General features: G+C 46.4%; 13 protein-coding genes. 2 read left to right on the forward strand and 11 right to left on the reverse strand.

Annotation, left to right across the window (positions count from 1 at the left end; translation table 11 throughout):
• Positions 1–9: 9 nt before the first annotated feature.
• Positions 10–630: an NAD(P)-binding domain-containing protein gene (locus tag H6629_15390; GenBank protein ID MCB9069179.1), complete on the reverse strand. Its 621-nt coding sequence runs from the start codon at positions 628–630 to the stop codon at positions 10–12.
• A gap of 22 nt (positions 631–652) precedes the next feature.
• Entirely contained in the window at positions 653–1399 is a 747-nt protein-coding gene (locus H6629_15395; GenBank protein MCB9069180.1) for a type 1 glutamine amidotransferase domain-containing protein, read from the reverse strand.
• A gap of 123 nt (positions 1400–1522) precedes the next feature.
• Between H6629_15395 and H6629_15400 the strand changes: the two genes are divergently transcribed.
• Positions 1523–1858: a helix-turn-helix transcriptional regulator gene (locus H6629_15400; GenBank protein MCB9069181.1), complete on the forward strand. Its 336-nt coding sequence runs from the start codon at positions 1523–1525 to the stop codon at positions 1856–1858.
• A 43-nt stretch (positions 1859–1901) separates the two neighbouring features.
• Here the strand turns inward: H6629_15400 and msrB are convergent, their stop codons facing one another.
• Positions 1902–3026, reverse strand: coding sequence for a peptide-methionine (R)-S-oxide reductase MsrB (gene msrB, locus H6629_15405; protein ID MCB9069182.1), 1125 nt, complete (start codon positions 3024–3026; stop codon positions 1902–1904).
• 217 nt (positions 3027–3243) lie between these two features.
• On the opposite strand from msrB, the gene H6629_15410 reads away from it, so the two are divergent.
• Positions 3244–3645 carry a DUF3565 domain-containing protein gene (locus H6629_15410; GenBank protein MCB9069183.1) on the forward strand — a complete coding sequence of 134 codons (402 nt, stop codon included), beginning with the start codon at positions 3244–3246 and terminating at the stop codon, positions 3643–3645.
• Positions 3646–3707: 62 nt separating this feature from the next.
• On the opposite strand, the gene H6629_15415 is transcribed toward H6629_15410, so the two are convergent.
• The 8 genes from H6629_15415 to H6629_15450 all read right to left on the reverse strand — a co-directional run bounded on the left by H6629_15415 (position 3708) and on the right by H6629_15450 (position 15250).
• Positions 3708–4763 (reverse strand): class I fructose-bisphosphate aldolase, encoded by a 1056-nt coding sequence (locus tag H6629_15415; GenBank protein ID MCB9069184.1) that lies wholly within the window; start codon positions 4761–4763, stop codon positions 3708–3710.
• A gap of 118 nt (positions 4764–4881) precedes the next feature.
• Positions 4882–5631: a mechanosensitive ion channel gene (locus H6629_15420; GenBank protein MCB9069185.1), complete on the reverse strand. Its 750-nt coding sequence runs from the start codon at positions 5629–5631 to the stop codon at positions 4882–4884.
• Positions 5628–10814 (reverse strand): amino acid permease, encoded by a 5187-nt coding sequence (locus H6629_15425; protein ID MCB9069186.1) that lies wholly within the window; start codon positions 10812–10814, stop codon positions 5628–5630. The genes H6629_15420 and H6629_15425 overlap by 4 nt, the downstream gene beginning before the upstream one ends.
• 98 nt (positions 10815–10912) lie before the next feature.
• Positions 10913–11533: a DUF502 domain-containing protein gene (locus tag H6629_15430; GenBank protein ID MCB9069187.1), complete on the reverse strand. Its 621-nt coding sequence runs from the start codon at positions 11531–11533 to the stop codon at positions 10913–10915.
• 166 nt (positions 11534–11699) lie between these two features.
• The gene (locus H6629_15435) at positions 11700–12707 is read right to left on the reverse strand and encodes a phosphotransferase (protein ID MCB9069188.1); all 1008 of its coding nucleotides are present in this window, start codon (positions 12705–12707) and stop codon (positions 11700–11702) included.
• Positions 12708–12789: 82 nt separating this feature from the next.
• Positions 12790–13287, reverse strand: coding sequence for a GNAT family N-acetyltransferase (locus H6629_15440; GenBank protein ID MCB9069189.1), 498 nt, complete (start codon positions 13285–13287; stop codon positions 12790–12792).
• Positions 13288–13416: 129 nt separating this feature from the next.
• Entirely contained in the window at positions 13417–14700 is a 1284-nt protein-coding gene (locus H6629_15445) for a TRAP transporter large permease subunit (protein MCB9069190.1), read from the reverse strand.
• A 25-nt stretch (positions 14701–14725) separates the two neighbouring features.
• Positions 14726–15250 (reverse strand): TRAP transporter small permease, encoded by a 525-nt coding sequence (locus tag H6629_15450; GenBank protein ID MCB9069191.1) that lies wholly within the window; start codon positions 15248–15250, stop codon positions 14726–14728.
• Between the last annotated feature and the right edge of the window lie 4 nt (positions 15251–15254).

A 15254-nucleotide genomic window follows, 5' to 3' on the forward strand; every position in this document is an offset into this window, starting at 1 on the left:
GGTAGCTAATTAATGCCTTTTCAATACCTTAAACGCCATATCGCGTCCATGTTTTTGTAAAATACCCATGTTTATCCAGACAAACGCAAACTGCTCGAGCAATTCAATTTTGTCATCACCACCAAAATCGTAACATTCTGCAAAACCCAATTCCTTTGCCAATTGCCTCGCGACGCTTTTTGCCATTGAATCATCTCCTGCGACAAACATGTCAATTCCAACTTGACCATAAACTGGATTGTTGATATTCTCATAACCTGTTGAATTAAAACATTTTACGATAGATTTGCACCCACTTTTATCTTTGATGCCTTCAAACGCAGTGGTATAAGGCAACGGCTTTTTGAATACGGAATTTGTTGCATCGATAACAATTTTACCCAAAAGTGCCGGATTTGCCTCTGCTATTGATATAGCAACATCCGGCGGTGTTGAAAAAACGACAATTTTTGCAGATTCAATCGCTTCGGAAATGCTTACCACCGATATTTTTTTTGAAAACTCGGTGAGGGATTTTATTTTCTCTGAATTTGCGTTGCGAACGCCCAAAATGATGTCGTGATCAACCTTTGCCCAGCCTCTCGCTAATGCCCCGCCAACATTTCCTGAGCCAATGATTGCTATTCTCATATTTTACTCCATTGCTGTTGAATTAAATTCCTAGTGCTTCGATGACCAATTTTGCCGCAGCTTTCCCGGAGAACTGTTGTTGACCGGTAATTAATCGCCCATCACGAATCGCAAACGATTTGAAGCGACCACCTGTGATAAAGTTGGTATTCGGCAGCTTTTTCGCAGAAGACTCAATCCAGAAGGGTTGTATTTTTTGACCAACAATTTGGTCGGCATATTCCTCTTCAGAATCTGCAAACCCGGTCCAGGTTTTGCTATCAACCAATAAATTTCCATTGCTTAAACGGATTTTTAGCAAAACACATGTTGCATGACAAACGATAGCAACCAGTTTCCCACTTTCGTAAAAATTGGCAATATATGTGTGAAGTTTTGTGTTGTCGATAAATGAGATCATCGGCGATTGCCCACCCACCAAAAATATTGCATCATATGTTGCAATATCCACATCATCGATGCTTTTGGTATTTTCCAACAAATTCGCTAATGCCGGAGTGTGCAAAAAACCCATACTAATTAAATCGTTTGCTGAATAACCGCTTTCGTGCCGTGGATCGCTGAAGCTGTCAATTTCCAGTTTGCCGCCGTCCGGACTGGCAATTTCTACCTGATATCCGTTTTCAACAAATTCATAATACGGATGGGTTAACTCAGCTGCCCAAAACCCAACCGGCCAACCCGTTTGTAAAGAGATTGCTGGATTTGCGGCAATCATCAAAATTTTTTTCGGCTGTTCCGGATCCAAAACATCTATATTTGTGCTCATTTTCATCTCCTAAAAAATCAATTGATTTTTAATAAGTTTTCAAACAATTTAGGTGTATGCAAAAAAATGTCAAGTATGCACTTTAAAGTATGATACTATCTAAAAAGTTAGTGAGAATGTTGGATGCCACAATTTGAATTCAAGGATAAGAGCTACAACAACCCGGTAGAATTGGCGCTGGATGTAATCGGCGGTAAATGGAAGATGCCAATAATTTGGCGGTTGAAAGACAAGCCATGGCGATATGGTGAATTAAAACGCAATTTGGGAAAGATTACCCATAAAATGCTAACTGAACAACTTCGCGAGTTGGAGCGGGACGAACTTGTTTTTCGGAAAGTATTTGAGGTAGTGCCACCCAAAGTAGAGTATTCTCTAACGGAAAAAGGATTTACAACAATTCCGGTTATCGAACATTTGAGAGAGTGGGGAAGGGCATACCGGGATGACAAGCTGTGAGCACAACTTGCCATCCGGCAAAATCAGCAAAAACAACTGTTTATTAATTTATTTTTTCGAACAATTTTAGATACTCGCCATAACCCTGGCTTGCTAATTCTTCTTTCGGGATGAATCGCAATGCCGCAGAATTGATGCAATATCGCAATCCGGTGGGTTCAGGACCATCTTCGAAAACGTGCCCCAAATGGGAATTGCCGTATTTGCTGCGAACTTCGGTTCGGGGATAAAGCAGTTTAAAATCTGTTTTCTCGATGATAAATTCAGGATCAATCGGGCGCACAAAGCTGGGCCAACCGGTGCCGGATTTGTATTTATCGGTTGAGCTGAACAACGGCTCACCGGAAACCACATCTACGTAAATACCTTCTTTTTTATTGTCCCAATATTCATTATTGAACGATGGTTCTGTGCCATCCTCCTGCGTCACATAATATTGAAGTTTGGTGAGTTTTTCCCGCAAAACGTCATCGGATGGTTTGCTATATTTGCTATTCGAACTCATTTTTTTATCACCCCAATGTTTTTTTATAAATGCATCGCGACCGGAACCTTTGCGATAACGCTGGTAATGCCCGGGATTTTTTTTGTAATAATCTTGGTGATAATCCTCTGCCGGATAAAAATTGGTGAACTCGATGATTGGCGTAACTATTGGCTTGTCGAACCGATTTGATGCAGCCAGTTCCGTTTTCGATTTTTCTGCCAATTCCTTTTGTTTTGCATCATGATAAAATACGGCTGATGTGTATTGGTGCCCGCGATCATAAAATGAACCGCCGGCATCGGTTGGATCAAATTGCATCCAATAAATGCTGAGCAATTTCTCGTATGATATCTGTTCCGGATCGAAAGTTATCTGCACCGATTCGCGATATTTTGTCTGTCCGGAGGAAACTTCATCGTAACTCGGGTTTGGTTTTTCACCACCCGCATATCCAGAAATTACGGATTTTACACCGACAATTTTTTCAAACGGAGCTTCCATGCACCAAAAACAACCGCCTGCAAATGTTGCTTTTTCGTAATTTTCGTTATCAGATAATTGATTATCCGCGACATTGCGTGAGTTCGCTTCACTCATGGATTCGTTTCCGTTACAGGCAAAAAACAGCCCGGGCAAAATCAATCCACAAGCCAATATGGTTGCAAAAAATAGTGATTTCATGTGTTGACGTCTCCTTTATTCATTTCTTAATTTCTACGCTGAAATATAATATGTGTTCTGGATTATGTTTTAACGAAGTGTTCAACAGAATATCACTTTTTTGTGATTTTTGGTTGTATTCGTTCGAAAATAGAGAGTTTATTAACGGGTAACCGGTTTTTGATTTGCATTTTGGCTGTTATCCATTATTTTTCACGGTTGACGATTGGAGATAATAATGATACAAAAAATAGTTGGGTTTCACACAGACCAGGTTGGCGATTGGGTAGCGGATTTGAGCTGCGGTCATACCCGGCACTTGCGGCATAATCCGCCATGGCAAAATCGCAACTGGATATTATCTGAAGGGGAGCGGGTAAAAGTTATCGGAATGGAGATCGATTGCACGGAATGCGATATCGTTGCGGCAGCCGGCGGTAAAAAATCTGCGAAGCAGATTACCGGTGAGCAAAAGGAACGCCGCATTGCTGAGGCGATTAAAGCGGAGTGCTTACGCACTGCAATTGAATCGTACACCTTTGCCAAAATGAGCGGCATGTGTCAGGAAGGCGCATGGGAATTTGCTGTTGACGCACTAAAAAGCATGGATGTGACCGCTGTTTTGGAAGAGTTGCCCTGATAAAAAAAGGCTGTTCACCGAAATGAACAGCCTTTAAATATAGTTAGTTAAATTGCTGTAAATTAAGCAATTGTCACTTCTTTGCTGATGTAAATATCCTGAATAGCGTTCAACAATTCAACACCTTCTTTCATCGGTTTCTGGAAAGCTTTCCGTCCGGAAATCAAACCCATCCCACCGGCGCGTTTGTTGATCACAGCGGTTTTTACAGCTTGTGCCAGATCGTTCTTACCGGATGCACCACCGGAGTTAATCAAGCCGGCCCGACCCATGTAGCAGTTGGCAACCTGATAGCGGCACAAGTCGATCGGGTGCTCGCTGGTCAGTTCGCTGTAAACTTTCGGGTGCGTTTTCCCGAAGCCTTTGAGCGCATTGTAACCGCCGTTATTTTCCGGCTGTTTTTGTTTCACGATGTCTGCCTGAATGGTTGCTGCCAAATGATTCGCTTGTCCGGTCAGGTCTGCAGAAACGTGGTAATCTTTGTCCTGTTTGAACTCGGGATTCCGGGTGTACGCCCATAAAATCGTGACCAAACCTAACTCATGCGCGTGATTAAACGCTTCGGAAACTTCGATAATCTGGCGATGGCTTTCTTCCGAACCAAAATAGATGGTTGCACCTACAGCAACGCAGCCCATTTCGAATGCCTGGTTGATATTCGCGAACATAATTTGATCAAAAGTATTCGGGTAGCTCATCAATTCGTTGTGATTCAGCTTCATAATGAACGGAATTTTGTGGGCATACTTGCGGGCAACCGAGCCCAACACACCCAGCGTTGAAGCGACAGCATTACAACCGCCTTCGATGGCCAGTTTCACAATGTTTTCGGGATCAAAATAGATCGGGTTCGGTGCAAAGGATGCACCCGCAGAGTGTTCAATTCCTTGATCGACCGGTAAAATGGAAAGAAAACCTGTTCCGCCCATCCGGCCATGGCTGAACAAAGTTTGCATGTTACGCAATACGGAAACAGGGCGATCGCTGCTTTCCCAAACCTGCGACACAAAATCCGGCCCCGGCAAGTGCAGATGTGATTTATCAATTGTTTTTGATTGGTGATTTAAGAAATAATCTGCTTCGCTGCCCAATAGTTCGGCAATTTTATCAATCCTCATTTCCAACCTCCGGAAGTATGAGTATCGTTAAACATACGGTTAATTTTGACCAAAATTTAGGCCATTTTGGGTGGGTTACAAAGCGAAAAATACGATTAAATGAACAGATTTTTTCCGATTATTCCGGTTGGTGCAACATATTAATTTGCTGCAGAACATCCCGCTGAACCGATTGAACAAACCGGGCATCGAGCGATACAAGTTGCACTTCGATCTGAAAAAGATCCCGGTTTTCCGCAATGATTTTGAACTTCGGTTCACTTTGCGGTGGCCACCACGGCGATTGCAAAATGGCATTTCGCAGCCATTGCTGCGCTGTTTCCGTCGAAGAAAATTGCGGCACATCGACCACAAATTTGTGAACGGAGCCGCCGGCGTCTGGGTTGTTGGTTCGCAAAATATTCCCGGCAACCGCGGCATACGGGATTTCTGCGATGGCACCGTTTTCCTGCTGAAGGTGCAGCGATAAATCGCCGAGCCGCAGCACTGTTCCGCTGATGTCGCCAATCTGCAACGGCTGGTTAAGATGCAGCACATTGCGGATCTTCAGGATAACGCCAGCCATCCAGTCACGCAATACAAACCAGAAAAACCAGCCGGAAATGGCAACAATTACCAACAAAACAGCGCCTGTGTAAAACACCCGGTCATCAAAAATGACAGCGAGTGATGTTAGTGAAAACGCAACCCAAACGATGGTTTCGGCGAGCGGCCAAAACCGTTTAAGCAGTGTTTGTGCCGGTCTGCCGACCGACAGGCGGCGAATCATTCTGCGTAAAATGCGCAATACAACAAATAATGCGGTGCCGATAATGAGCATTTGGAAAATCGAAAATTGCGATATTTCGAAACTTACAGCCGGATTCATAGTAGCTCCATCTCTTGCAATTTCTCAACAACAAACGGCTCCACATGCGGATTGATTTCCCAAGTGCCGTGATTTTCGATAAGCAAACCGGTGCGTTGCAACGTGCGCAACATCGCAGAAACTTCATCGTGGCTGCTGCGGAATAGCCGTTGCAATCGCTCATTCGAGAGATGTTTGTGGAGCACAAACTGCGTCAGCCAGATCGCCCATTCAGCTTTCAGATTGTTCATTCGGTCGATGCCGGGATGATCGGGCATCCGGATGGTCAGGCGATCTTTGCCTGCTTTTTCGATGTGGCTGATCCACGCCAGCAACGCCGAACCAATATTCCCGGTGGAAAAATCAAAATACGCGTTAAACAGCCGCGCCATTTTCAGCCGGGAAATGTCGCTTTCAATTTCGCCGTCGTAAATAAATTCCAAACCGGTGGATTGATGGCGCAGCAAAATAGCGTTTTGCAAATCTTCCGCATCAAACGGCTCGCAAAAAATGACGCCGATAAACGATTCGTCAATTGTTTTCAACCGGTTGATAAATTTGTAGCTGTGCGTATTTGCGTTTACGATAAAAAGGCACTCATTTGAAAACCGGTTAATCAACCGCAACAGTTCATCGATTACTGCAAACCCGTTCGCGCCGCGTTCCCACCACAATTCCAGATCGTTAATAATAATCGCACTATCCGGCGGCAACGCTTCTAAAACACGCTCCGGCGTGGTTTCGTTGATGTGAGTGGATTCCTGAAGCGTCCGCAAAAATACAGCCGGATCGCAACTGCCAGCATCCGGTGCAAATATTTGAAACACTGATTTCCGGTCGAAATGATTGGCGACAATCGCCCGGCAAAGTGCAGTTTTGCCGCTGTTTCGCTCGCCCAAAATCAGCATTGCACCGCTGAATCCGGACTGATATCGTTTCAAAATTTGGCTGGCTTGTGCCAGCGCTTTTTGTCGCCCGACCCAAAATTCATTGCCGATCGCCTGTTTGGCGAGAAACAATTGGCGATAAAATAGCGGTAAATTTTCCAGAATTTCCGGTTGCGGCGAAACCGATTCAACCAAAGAAAGGAGCCGCTCGACCGGTGCGGCGCTGTATTGCTCTCCGGTTTCCCACAACTTTCGTGCGAGCAAAACGCCTTCGCTCCTGCGATAAAGCAATCGAACTAACATATTGTTTATAATATTTTTAACACGCTGTTTCCCTTCGTCAACGCCGGAAAGGACTTTGCGACTTTCCTCTGCACGAATATACTGCCCGATTTTTCCGGCGTCGCGGACGGCGATATACGGATTCAATTTTTCGAACGTTGCGTTGCGCTGCTGATCGATAAAATCCATCAGCGATTGCGAAAACTGCATCAGCGATTCTTTTTCCTGACTGATTCGCCGCAATCCGGATTGAATAATATTTTGCAGCGGTGTAACTGTCTCACCAATTTCCTGCTCAAATTCCGGCACAGCTTCCATTTCAGACAGACTGAAACTCACCAGCCGGACTACCTCGCTGCTCACATTTTGCGATTCCCGCAGGGTTGAGGGTAGTTTTTCGAGCTGCTTTTCGATCGGCGCAAACAGCCTTGTTTCGACGAGATAACCCGCCAATCGCCGCAACGAAACAGACACTACTTCCAGCCCATCAAATTGTTGTGTTTCGATTTGCTGAAACGATGTTTCGGAAATAATATCCACATTTTCCGGCAAATCCTGCACGGCTTCCTGCACATCTTTTCGCAACTCGTTGAGCATTTCAGCAGTGCCGAAACTGCCAAATTCGCTTGCCGCCAGCTTCGCCATATTTTTGGTGTCGCCGTTTTCACCGGCAGTTGACAGGCTTTCCAATCCATCGGCAACGGACTGTAACTGATCCAATGCCGTATTTTCCATCTTCAGACTGAGTTGCTCGCGGAATTTTTGGGTAACCACGCCCAGCCGGTTTTGGAGTGCCGCAAGTTGCAATTCCATTACTGCAAAATTGCAAACCAGCGCCATATTTTGCGACCACGTTTCGGGAATCGCGTTTAAATTTCCGCGGATTTCCTGCGCATTTTTAGGGATTTCCAGCGAATGATTGAGTGAGCGTGGGCTTTCCAAACGGAAGGCGGTTTCGATGGTCGATTGCCGCATTTCAGCCGTTGAGCGCAATAATTGCAACATGATTTGCGCGTTGCTGTTCGCCATTTCCCGGTTAATATCCACCAGTTGGTTACCCAATTTTTGATGTTCCGAATCGATAAAATCTGTGGATATATCATTGTTTTTGGCATGTTGCTGAATATCACCGAGCGAATCGCGCATGTGATTGAACCATTTGGTAACTGCCGAAATCAGCTCGTAATGTTCAACCCCAAATGCAGAAAACTGCTGCTGCAACATATTATTGAATTGCGTCGCGATTTGAAATTGCCACAATTTTCGTAAATCCAGCTGCACCGAGATCGGAGATTTGCCAAAGCGGTATTTCAATCGTTTGCGAAATTTGAACCAGCGTAGCGATAAATGATCCTGCGGTTGCGGTTGAAGTTGATCAATTTCATAAAATACAGCAAAGTTGTCGGGTAATGTTTGCGCCAGCTCGTCCATTCGTTTCAGCAATTGGTCGAGTCCGGTGTTGAGCACATCCTTTTGTGTAGGAACGTTCTGCTCCCGGTAATTTTGCACCGCTTGCCGGGTGTGAAAATAGACATCCGTTTGCACCCGGGAGAGCAATTTTTGGTAACGGGCAGTGCCGAGTTGGGGCAGTTGCTTTTTGAGGATATCGAAACTGCGTTCGGTGAGGTTTTGTAATTGTTCGACCAGTTGCGTGCTGCCGGACTGCAATTCCAGCAACGTTTGGCTGTAAAAATCGTGCAGTGTTGATTGGGAATCTTCCGTCATCGAAACCACGGTTTTGCGCACCGTCTCGTGCGAAGCTTCGCTGTGCCGGAACTTTTCCGGCAGGTTCAGTGCCGGTAATTGTTCGAGCAACGCCGGCCATTCTCCGGCCACTTCCTGCGGTGCAGCGGTGCTTTTTTCAGTTTCGATGCCAACGTAAAGTGTTTCAAAATAAGAAGATGCGCCAATTAACAACACGGAGCCAAGCTCCGAAATGATGCTGTCTGTTTGTTCGATAAATGATGCCGCATTTTGATCGGTAATCGGCGGAAGCCCGATCATCGACAAATCTGCTTCGCCGGATTCGCGTTTCACAATCTCGACAAACGGGCGTTTTTCTACCGCGTTATTGATGATTTTTACTTCCGCTTCGATCCGTTCGTCATCGAGAATACGATTGAGGTTTTTTTGCACCCGCGCCACCAACGCGCTGTTATCAACAACCGTCAATATACGGGTTTGGGCGTTTTCCCAGTCTTCGGATGTACGCAAAAATTTGAGCATATTCAACGCCAGCGTGGCGTTGTTGCTGCCGCCACGCCACCACAAATCGATGGTTTTTTTGCTGCCGAAACCGCGTTCGGCGTCGTAATCGAGCATTAATATATTGTTGTCCAATTCGCTGAATTGGCGAATGAGATGGGCAAATCGCAGCGGATCGCGGCTGTTTCGCGCCCAACCGAGCATCACCGTGTTGGGATCGATGCCGGAAAAACCGTAAATTTGCGTCACCGCTTCCATGCCTTCGTAAATATTCCGGCATTGCAGAGTCCGGGAAAAAATGCCCGGAATATGTGCGTCCGGTTCGGGCTCCGTATCTTTTGTTTTGGCGATCGCCGATGTTGCCCCGGCGTTTTCAATCAATTCGAAATTGGAAAGAATGCCGCGCTTGCGAACCAGCCACTCGCCAAATTGCACCAAATGCGGTCGCGTTTCGTTGCCGCCGCTAAATAAAATGATGTTTGGTCGCCAGTTCCGTTGATGCTGCACAGTTTGCGACAGTCGCTGCAGACCGCTGCGCACCACGGACGACCACACGCCTTCCCAGGTATCGCCGGATTCCAGCGTTAATTCTTTTCTTTTGAGATACAAAAAGAGTCCGCCGAGCACAACTGTTGCGCCAACCATCGCCGGGAAGTCCAATAAAATCATAACGATAAAGCATGCCAGGGAACCGATGATGCTCACCCACGCTGGAATGCGAAATTCCGGTCGAAAATCAGTGCTCGCCCAATTTTCCAGCGCACAGCTCATGTTCAAAAAACCGTAAGTGGTGATAAAAAACATCGACACCACCCGTGCGATGATGTCCAATTCGCCAACGAGAATACCTGCTTCCGCGATCACAAACGTCATCAACAAAGCGTTGCGCGGCTCGTTGGATTTGCCGTGCCCTTTTGCAAAAAATTTCGGGGCGATGCGATCCGCCGCCGCAGCCTGCAAAATTCGCGGTGAGGACAAAATGCTGCCCAACGCCGAAGAAATAGTAGCGCACCAAATACCCGCAATCACCGCCGGCGGCCAAAACGCGATTTCCAGCAATACTTTGGGATTGTTGATCAAATCATCCGATGAAACAGTGAATGCAAAATAGATCGTCAACCCGATGTAAACCACCAGCCCGACCGCGATTGCGGCAATCGAACCGGAAGGAATCGACTTTTTGGGGTCCTCCAAATCACCGGACATGGAAACACCCGCCTCAAAACCGGTTACCGCCGGAAAAAAAATGCCGAACATGAGCATCCACGGTGCAGCATCGGGAATGGAATTGATCAGCGGTTGTGCTGGAGACAGATCGTGACTGCCCAAAAATATCGAAAACAGTGATAAAATTATCGCCCCGAGAATGAAAAACTGGCTTTTCAGCGCCAGTTCCGTGCTAATAAACGTGACGATTGTGACCAGCAGCAGCGCAATCGATCCGGCAATCCGGATGTTATTTTTGGTAATTTCAAATTCCCAATAGCCCAGAAAACTTTCCGAAAAACCGATGAGATACAGGCTCACGCTAAATGCCAGACCAACAGCCAGCGCCAATCCGAGTGTGCCGCCAATCGGCAAACCGAGGCTGCGGGAAATCATGTAATACGTGCCGCCAGCTTTCACTTTTTTGTCCGTAGCGATGGAGGAAACGCTCAATCCGGTGGTGATCGAAATGATGTGCGCCACCAGCACAATGCCGATGGTGCTCCACATACCCGCGTTGCCAACGATCCACGGGAGGCGCATATACATAATCACGCCGAGAATCGTGAGAATCGACGGTGTGAACACGCCGCTAAATGTGCCGAATTTTTTTGCCTGAGCCATGATTTATTGATTAGTTTCTATTGAATAATTGCCGGTTTTTTATTGTTGGTTTTGTTTCCACCCAATTACATGATTTTCTTAAATTTATCCTTTATCCTTTATCCTTTATCCTTTTCACTCTTTACATCCCGAATTGTGTCAGGTCCCAAAATACCGCCGGATACAGTAAGTTTTAGCGCTGCGTCGATGCTCCAGCCGGGATCGCGAACCTGGTCTTCCCGCAAAAACAGAATGAAACCGGATGTCGGGTTTGGCGGCGTGGGCACATACACTTTCAGCAAGGTCTGGTTTCTGGTTTTGTCGAACAGTGTTCCGGTGACAAATCCGATCGTCCAGACATCTTCCCGCAAAAATTCCACCAGCACCGCGCGTTTGAACACCTGTTTTTCCGGCAGCGAAAATGTGGTGGAAAGCTGCTTCCCGATGTTGTAAATCGTGCCGATAATCGGGATTTTTTCAGTGATTGTTTCGATAATTCGGATGATCCGGTTGCCAATCACGTTGCTGGTTATCAGCCCGGCGATGTACAATACGCCAGCCAAAATCAGGAAGCCGAGCCCCGGCACGCTGAATCCCAGCCAGTCTTCTACTAAATTCATTACCCGTTGATCGATCGCAACATACAAAAATTGGATGATCACAAATGTGAGCACTACGGGAATCAGCGCAATCAGTCCGCGAAAAATATATTTTTTGGTGTGAGTGAAGATATTCTTCATAAATAATTGTTACCAAATTGGTTGAATCTATTGAATTTGAAGCGTTTGCGGGAAATATCAAAGGTGAAATTTATAATTCGCAGAAATCGTAGATTTTGATCGTCGCAGTTAGTATAGGCAATTCATGTATTGCCTATACTAACTGCGTGTCTTTAGTGGCAAAAAATCATTTGCACTTTTCGAACAGTTTAACGGCGTCGGAGAAGTGGGGATACTTGCGCATCACTGCCAGCGCCATGGTGATAGCTTCGGTTACGTAACCGACATAACGCCGGCTGGCAAAACGGCGGTAGTTGTAGGCAAACGCGCCGGCATCGTGCAGTTTGCGCTGGATGATCGAGTAATCGACCATCTTTTGGTAAACGTCCCAGCTCCAATCGATGGAAACATCGCCGAGCGTTTCGTAAAACTGTTTGACCAGTTTTTCTCGTAAGTCTTGCGATATTGGAATATAGGAATCCCACAAACAGGAAACGAGGTCGTAAACCGGTGTGCCGTATCGGGCATCCTGAAAATCGATGACACTGTATTCGAACGGCTTTTCGGTTTTGGTGATAAACACGTTGCTGCTCTGAAAATCGCGGTGAACAAAAATATTTTCGTTGATATCCAAAACGGTGCAAATTTCCCGGGCGAAATCGCGCAGCACTTCGGGCGCATATTCCATCTGAAAATAGAATCGCAGCAACTGTTCGGCAACGTGGAAATCGAACTCGAACTGATATTTCGCATCGTCAAAACGGCGATGAAATGCGGGACAGTGGGTTTCGTGACGACATTTTTTTTGCATCCGGCTGATAAATTTCACCATTCCGGTGACCACAGATTTAATGTCCTGCGGATTGGTGTGCAGATACTGCTCGACGGTTGGGGCTGTTTCAAAGTGAACAAACACCCATTGGCGGGCGAGGTTTACCTCGTAAATGCGCGGTGTTGGAATGCCCATCCGTTTGAAATAATAATTGATGTTTACGTGATCGTGCAGCAGCCGGGAATCGGGATCGGGCACCTGCATCAGCAACACAGTGGGGGAGGGGAAATAGGATTTTTCGCGAAAAACGATTTTGTAGTACAATCGCGCCGAAGCGCCGCCGGGAATCGGCGAGATGGAAAATTCCGGTGTGCGAAAAAACTCCGCGAGCTGATTTCGTAAGATGTCTAATTCCTGATGCATGCTGCACTTAACTCCGGCGAGAGATATTGATTATTGAAAAATGAAAAATGGAAATTTGAATAAAATATTTATCCTTTATCCTTTACCCGTTATCCTTTTTCAATGTAGCTAATTGTTGGATTTCGGGAGGTAACATGCGAAAATTTGTCCAGTCGTCCATCGGTCTAGCGCCGAGATTTTTATAAAATTCGATGGACGGTTCATTCCAGTCCAGCACCGACCACTCCATTCGACCACAGTCTTTTTCGATCGCGATTTTTGCCAATTCGCTCAACAGCGCAATGCCAATCCCGTTGCCGCGATGATCGGGCATCACAAACAAATCTTCCAAAAACAGGGTCGGTTTTGCCAAAAATGTGGAAAATGTGAAAAAATACAGCGCGAAACCCACATCTTCGCCCGATTCGTCCGCAGCGAGCAATGCATGAAAATAGCGATTTTCGCCAAAGCCAAATTTCGCGAAATCATCGGCTGTGGCGACCATCTCGTGCTCCAATTTTTCGTAAATTGCCAAACCTTCCACCAATTTCATGATCGATGGGATATCAATTTCGGTGGCTTCGCGAATCTTATATTTCATTGGAAAACAGTTGGTTTATCGTTCATCTCAAAAAAGCAGGGAACAGGTGGAACCGTTCCTGAAATGGTAAAATTTTGCGGAGAAATATACAAAAGGAAGTGGGATGTTACAAGCCGTTCGTGCGTAAACTCAGCGGTTGCCGGCAAATGCCTCCACCAGCCAAAGGCTGAGTTCCGGAACGTAAGTGATGATCATCAGCGCGAACAGCAAAATGGCGATGAACGGCAGCGATGCCGCATACAGCTTCACCACCGGTTTTTCGAATCGGAAGCTGGAAATGAATAAATTGATGCCCACCGGCGGCGTGCTGTATCCGATTTCCAGATTGGTGAGAAAAATAATCCCGAGGTGAACCGGATCGACGCCGTAACTGGTGGCGATGGGAATTATCAGCGGAACAACCACCAGAATCGCGGAAAAAATATCCATCAATGCCCCGACAATCAGCAGAAAAATGTTCAACGCGATCAAAAACGCCCATTTGCTGTCGATAAATTGGCGCACAAATTCCAGAATTTTCATGGGAATTTCGGCATCGATCATATAATTCGCCATGCCGAGCGCTGCGCCTAAAATCACCAAAATGCCGCCAACCAGGACCATGCTGTCGCGCATCACTTTCGGCAACCCGGTTTTGATGGAAATGTCTTTGTAAATGAACACTTCCACGATTAGCACATAAAACGCCGTGACCGCCGCCGCTTCCGTCGGCGTGATGTAGCCGCCATAAATGCTGCCCAAAATGAGGATTGGCAGCGGCAATTCCCACGCTGCTTCGCGGATCGTTTTGATCAGGGTGCCAAAGTGAAACGGTTGTATTGCCAGATGCAATCCGCGAACCTTGTAAACGTTGTAAATGGAAAGAATGACGATGAGCAAAATCCCGGGAATCAATCCCGCTAAAAAGAGTTTGTCGATGCTCACTTCGCTGATCATCCCGTATACAATAATAGGTAGGCTCGGCGGAAACAGCAATCCGAGGCTGCCGGAGGTTGTCAGCAATCCCAGCGAAAATTTTTCGTCATATTTTTCTTCGAGAAGAATTGGATAAAGCAAGCCACCCAATGCAATAATTGTGACGCCCGATGCGCCGGTGAGTGCCGTAAAAACGGCGCAGGTAATCAGTGCGACAATGGAAATGCCGCCGGGAAACCAGCCGAACATCGCCCGCGCAAAATTGACTAAACGGGTGGGTGCTTTGCTTTCCGCCAGCAAATAGCCCGCAAATGTGAACAGCGGAATCGCCAGCAGCACCGGTTGGCTGGCAAGGCGATACAATTCGATGATGACCACAGTGGTGTCGATATCGGCAAAATAAAATGCGATCAGCGCGATGGAACTGATAATCGCAAACAGCGGCGTGCCGTAGAGCGCCAGCAAAATGAGTGCGAGTCCAATGAGAATGGTGGTCATTTATTCAGTTGCTTTCAGTTTTCGATCAGGCTTTCGGTTGTGCGGATGGTGCGGGTGCGTTGCCGGTCAGACGTTCCAGAATTTTCAGGAAAAAGCGAAATGCGATTAACGCAAATCCAACAGGAATAATAATTTGCAACGTCCACGAATGCACTTCGCCAAACCAGTCGGTTTGGAACAAAACAGATTCTGCTTCTTTTTCGTATTGAACGAATTTCCATCCGGCATTTGCCAGAATAATGCAAACAATCATCGTTGCAATGTCGGTTACGATGCGAATATAGGGTAAAATTTTCGGCGATGCGATGCGGCTGAGCGCGTCGATGCTGATGTGCTTTTCATCGCGGGTTGCCAGCGATGCACCGACAAATCCGACCCACAACACCAGATGGCGCAGAAAAATATCGCCCCACAAAATGCCGGACTCGAACGCATTGCGCATAAATACCTGCCAGAATGCCAGCAGCACCATCACGGTAACCAGCCCAATAATGATGCTGTTTTCCACCGCCGCCAGCGATTTATCAATTGTCGAAAGGATTTTTTTCATGTTC

This window comes from Calditrichia bacterium (genome assembly GCA_020634975.1).
Classification (GTDB): Bacteria; Calditrichota; Calditrichia; order RBG-13-44-9; family J075; genus JACKAQ01.